Below are 4,479 nucleotides of genomic sequence, written 5' to 3' on the forward strand. Positions count from 1 at the left end.
ACACCATGGTGCTGAAGAATGGCTTGAGCCGGATGCGGGGTGATCCGCATGTCCGGTTCTTAGGGGGCGGCGGCGCAGCAATGCGCCGCTGCTACCCGACCAGCTTCACGGGGCATCGATGACAGGCGATGTGAAGTATCGCAAGAAACTGTCTCGCGGGCAGTTCTTCCAATTCATGTCAGAGCAGCCACCGGCGCTTGTCGTCATGGAAGCCTGCGGCAGCGCCCATTACTGGGCGCGCGAGCTGGTCAAGCTGGGCCATGCAGTCAAGCTGATCGCGCCGCAATATGTGCGCCCGTTCGTGAAGCGACAAAAGAATGACGCGGCCGATGCCGAGGCAATTGTCATTGCGGCCCGTCAGCCTGAAATGCGCTTTGTCGAGCCGAAGACCGCTGACCAGCAAGCGCGGGCGGTTCTGTTTCGGGCGCGGGAGCGTATTGTTCATCAGCGAACGGAACTGGTGAACGCTCTGCGCGCCGTTCTCTACGAATATGGGCAGGTCCTTCCGCAGGGGATTGGTCACGTCAAGCGCATTGAGGCCTTTGTCGAGAATACTGAAGTCGATCTGCCCGAGCTTGTGCGGGAGGAGTGCCGCGACCTTCTGGCCCAGATCGGCGAGAAGACGGCCCGGGTCGAGGAGAAGACGAAGAAGCTCGCTGACCTGTCTCGGCAGAGCGAAACCGCGCGCCGACTTCAAACCATGCCGGGTGTGGGGCCGCTGATCGCCCTGGCCGTCGAGGCTTTCGCGCCAGCGATGGAGAGCTTCCGATGCGGTCGGGACTTTGCTGCTTGGCTCGGCCTCGTTCCACGACAGTTCTCTTCTGGCGGGAAAGAAAGGCTCGGCCGGGTGTCGAAGGCTGGCCAAGCCGATATCCGCAGGCTCCTGATCATCGGCGCAATGTCCCGCGTGAGTTGGGCGAGCCGCAAACCGCCAGCGCAAGGATCGTGGCTTTCGCGGATGCTCGCGAAGAAACCGCGCATGCTGGTGGCGATCGCACTGGCGAACAAGATGGCTCGGAACATCTGGGCCATGCTGACGAAGCAGGAAGATTATCGAAACCCGGCTCTGGCTATGGCGGCGTGACAAGAAACCACCGCGAATAACCAGGACTGGCAAGGAGGTGTGAGAAGTCGACGACCTGAATGGGCGCATGATCGAACAGATCTGGATCGGGAAACCAGCAATTAACTGAGGGCGTAGAGCTCGTTTGGCAGATTTGGACCCCTTCCGCAGATCACCATACCGGCCCGCGGCTTTTGAAAGTGCCGTAAGCAAAGGCCTGACAGAAGACCGCACTCGATCACACGTCAAAAAGGTCAGAAGCTACTTGCGCGACGGACGGCAACCACAGAAGCTAATTAGGTTCTTCCTCACTTTGTGTGGTGATCAGGGCGGTTGAGTGGCAGCATGCGTGCTCTAAGGAGTTCGGAGCCCGCTCTGCCGTACATCGTACGCTTGATCTTTTTCAGGCGGGTTGATCTGCCCTTCCGCCTGGCCGTTGCTCCACGGTAATTCAATGGCATTGCGAACGGCGTCAACGTCACGGCGTAGGACCCGAGCGAAACGCGTGATGGCGACGAGCCCGGAGTTGACGGCATCCTCGATCCAAGTGTCGAGCTTGTCCAATTCACAGGCCCCGCAAAATGCCGCGGAAGCGCATGGCAAGCCTGCGCATCGTGGCAAACTCATGTGATCCCTGCTTCAGGACGTCGACCTTTCTCGCCTGGTTGATCGTCAGCATACCCCGGGCCTTCATGCAGAGGGCCGCGGCGACTACCGGCGAGATCACATGGCCGGTCGCCGGATCCTGGATGGGGACAGCATCGCGGGCTGGTTGATGGCGTATGATCGAAGCAGGCGACGCACTGTCCTTGCCCGGCCTCTCGGCGCGGCGCCAGCTTGCGAGAAGCCGCTCCAGATTCGAGAAACTGCCCGTGTAGCCGCGCTGTTTGATATCGTGGAACAGGTGTCGTCCGCAGCGATTGCCGTCTCTCCAGGACTGGCTAAGAAACGCCTCGAAATATAAGGGTGACGTCGGCTTCGACGCGGCCCTGCGTCGGTCGGGTGGCGTGTCGAAAGTCAGCCATTTGGCGATGCTGCGCCGGCCGTAGCCGGTACGACGGGCGATCTCGGAACAGGACAGCCCTTCCTTGCGCAAGGCGTGAACCATTTCGAACACCGTCTGCCGCGATTGTCGATGAGCGTGGCGCACCCGGCGCCGATGCGTTGCGTCAACGTGCGGATCATCCTGCATCAGATCGACTTGCGCGCTCCCGATACCCTTATCGGGCAGCAATGCAGGCCCCGTGGCGCGGCCCGAAAGGCTCATCTGCTCCTCGATTGCGACCCGCAGATTCTGCATGAGATGGAACCGATCAGCCACCTGGCGCGCTTGCGGTGCACCCTCGCGAACAGCTTGCGCATAGAGCCCGCATCGGTCTCGGCTCACGATCTCGACGGAAGGGTGCCGCTCTAGCCATTGCGACGCACTCGCCACGCTTCTGTCATCCACGGTGTCGACAACCGAATGCGATCATCGTGCCGTAGCGCCATGATCGCCGCCAGCTCCAGTCATCGATGCCAACGACCCGAATGGTGGAGTTGCCGTGAGCGACCGCGGCATCTCGCTTCAGCTGCCGCAGGATAGTGTCGTCGCAGACCGGCATGCCGAGCCGTCGCATCAAGCGCTCGCCGGGACGGCCGCCGGTGTTCTGGCCGAGCAGACCGACAATCTCCGCGACTCCTTGTCCGGCGCGCATAAGGGGAAGCAATCGTCGGCAGACGGTCGGTGAATGTTTGTCGTTCACATTTCTGATGTGCGCACCGCCAGCGGCTCAACCGAAGCTTCACCGTCACGGTCTTGCCCTGGACCGGCAGATCCTGAAGGCTGCGGTTGGACCAGCCATGCCGACTTCGGGTCCGTCGTCCGCAATCGGGGCAAATGCCGAACGTCCGGTCCGGCAGCGGAACCAAGCCAACTGTCATCATCAGTGAACGCGACACCCCGTATTTTAGCCCCTGGGCCGGGGGACCATTTTGTTTTCGTTCGCATGCCCGCACATAGCGGCATCCTCGCCAACGGCGAATGAACCACACAAAGTGAGGCAGAGCCCCATTAACTGCCAAGCGACACTTGGCACTAGCGACCGAGTGCAGTGGGTCTGGTTTATGATGGGGGTTGCGCGAGATTGCCGTTTTGTTGTCGATTTTGATGAGCTTTAGCTTTCGGCAAACTTTGAAATCTCGACACAGTGCCCTCCTTGGCGTGCTACCCGCGCCAGTCTCGCACATTTCGCGTACGCCTACACTTTCACTTTTCCATTGCCCGACTTGCAGGCAGCGAGCCACTGCATCGCGGAGGTTGCATCTTCCAATATAGCGGCCCGTTTCGCAAAGCCGAAAAAGGCATTGCGCGCTGCGCTTACAGGTATTCGCTCGTCGTATGCATCATAGCACGCCTTGAGGGCGGCTTCGTGGATCAAGTCTCTGCGGTTTCCTGGCCACTCGTTGAGGAAATCGATAGCGTCGGCCAGGCTGGCAATCTCTTGCACGATGTACGTTGCACGCTTAACGAAAACTGGGCTGCGGAAAGCATCAGGGTTCATTCGTTCCTCCCGACCTGCTGAATACCTACTTTGCGTGATGAGCCGCCTCATCGACATCCGCCGAGCATTGCAGAATGTGTTGTCAGAGCGATGACGGTTTAAGAGGAAGGCAGCGGGTCGTAGTCCTCTGGTGCAGTCTTCGGAGGTTCGGAGGGGAGCTTGAGAGTCACAGTTTGGCAGCCCATCACCTCGGGCCATTGGGCAAAGATCTGCACGCTGTCTCGAGCGTGGCTTGGCAGTCTATTTGGGCGCTCACATGCCAATGCGGCTTCGCACCCGCGATCGGTCAAAGTTCTCCTGTTGGTCGCTATTCGCTGAAGGAAGCCTCGACATTACCGACACGAGCGCGGCGTTCGGGCAGACCGCCGGCCGGTGGTCCTCCGCATGCAGCGCCGTCGCCTTCTCCCAGAAAGTCCTCTGTGGATGGCTCCCGCGATGCAAGAGGTAATTGGACGTTACGGCGCGTTGGGCGGGTGCAGTCTTCTGTCCGGCCTGTTGATGCAGCCGTTCGAGACTGCTGGCCCTGATGGGTCGGCGAACTGGATCCCATCTGCCTATCAGGCTATGGTGCCTCCGATATTCGACGGGTCCCTGTTCCCGGCCTGACCAGTCTCGCCATCACATCGCGTCGCTCTCACAACCTACTGGAGCCGATCGATCGGCCCGACTGTTCTCTGTCCTAAAATTTATCTTCTTCGCAACCTTACACCGCAAGGTTCGCGGCATGGCGAGCTTGAGGTCTCGCGGCGTACCATGATCGCCGGTTCTGTCGTACGCCTCCGGCGAGGGCCGCCTTGCGGGAGCATGGCCCGGTAGCGAAGCTGCGCTCTTAAGGTCGTCCTTTCGAGCGTAGTTAGCAGCACAGCATGAGCC

Annotated in this window: 2 protein-coding genes and 1 pseudogene; 1 reads left to right on the plus strand and 2 read right to left on the minus strand. The window is 60.3% G+C overall.

The genetic code is table 11. From position 1 onward, the window contains the following. Positions 1–88 precede the first annotated feature (88 nt). Positions 89–1,084 carry an IS110 family RNA-guided transposase gene (locus NKI47_RS34575; protein WP_352596258.1) on the plus strand — a complete coding sequence of 332 codons (996 nt, stop codon included), beginning with the start codon at positions 89–91 and terminating at the stop codon, positions 1,082–1,084. Positions 1,085–1,371: 287 nt separating this feature from the next. Here the strand turns inward: NKI47_RS34575 and NKI47_RS34580 are convergent. Beyond that, positions 1,372–3,053 (minus strand): annotated as a pseudogene (locus tag NKI47_RS34580) (ISL3 family transposase). Positions 3,054–3,303: 250 nt separating this feature from the next. After that, complete coding sequence (locus NKI47_RS34585; RefSeq protein WP_023803730.1) at positions 3,304–3,606, minus strand: DUF982 domain-containing protein; 303 nt, start codon at positions 3,604–3,606, stop codon at positions 3,304–3,306. Positions 3,607–4,479: the final 873 nt, after the last annotated feature.

The sequence above is a fragment of the Mesorhizobium sp. M0633 genome (assembly GCF_040320645.1).
Taxonomy (GTDB): domain Bacteria; phylum Pseudomonadota; class Alphaproteobacteria; order Rhizobiales; family Rhizobiaceae; genus Mesorhizobium.

Coding starts and splice junctions, on each gene's coding strand:
- NKI47_RS34585 (WP_023803730.1), bottom strand. CDS start 3,606: ATGAACCCTGATGCTTTCCGCAGCCCAGTTTTCGTTAAGCGTGCAACG.